The following is an 869-nucleotide window of genomic DNA, read 5'->3' as shown; positions in this document are numbered from 1 at the left end:
ACGCGTTCTGTCTAAGGCAGAACAGCAAGGCCGCGATGACAACTCCCGCGAACCCCCCGTGGAAAGACATGCCGCCTTGCCAGACCATCAGAATTTCCAAGGGATTGGCGAGATAATATGCGGGCTGGTAGAACAGTACAAAGCCCAGGCGACCACCAGCAATCACGCCGATGATGATCCACGTCAGAAGATCTTCGATCTGCGTTCGGTCAAGCGGCGGTCCAGCTGACGTCCAGAGCGCGGGACGGCTTATGGCACTCGAACAAATGCGCCAGCCAATCAGGATACCGAAGATATAGGCTAGCGCGTACCAGCGGAGTGCGAATGTGACCCCCCCGATGTCGAAGGAGAAGAGGTCGGTTCCAATATCCGGAAATGGCAATCCCGCTGGCAGCACTGGGTGAGTTCCTCATCAGGAATTTACGTGGGGATTAGATGGCATTGATCGAGCACCGCTAAAGGCGCTCGATCTGCGACAGGGCATCCAACGCCCATCCCGCCATCACGCGGTGTCGAGGGCGTCCCGAAGGAGATCGCGGACTTCGCCGGCGACCGCGTCCAGGTCTTGGTTCTGCACCGCCTGCATCGAAGCGACAGGATCGACCGCGCTGACCTCGGTGTCGCCGTCCAGTTGCCGCAGGATAACATTGCAGGGAAGCATCGCACCGATGCGAGGCTCGATCTCGATGGCTTTGTGCGCCATGCCCGGATTACAGGCCCCCAAGATGCGGTAAGGCGGCATGTCCGCATCAAGTTTCTTTTTCATCGTCGCTTTGACGTCAATCTCAGTCAGAACGCCGAAGCCCTTGTCTGCCAAAGCATCCCGAACACGCATCTCTGCGTCATCGATTTTGGTGTCTTTCAGGACG

The 869-nt window shown here is 58.0% G+C and carries 2 protein-coding genes; both read right to left on the bottom strand.

Features of this window, described 5'->3' with window-relative positions:
• On the bottom strand, positions 1-397 hold a 397-nt coding region (locus ACR0B3_RS24310), incomplete at its 3' end, for a prolipoprotein diacylglyceryl transferase (RefSeq protein ID WP_480811283.1).
• Between the two features lie 105 nt (positions 398-502).
• The coding region (locus tag ACR0B3_RS24305; protein WP_480811282.1) for a DUF302 domain-containing protein at positions 503-869 on the bottom strand (367 nt) is incomplete at its 5' end.

It is taken from the genome of Ruegeria sp. CE9 (assembly GCF_056537425.1).
The sequence above is the reverse complement of the archived record's forward strand: the minus strand, read 5'-3'. Positions and strand labels throughout refer to the sequence as shown.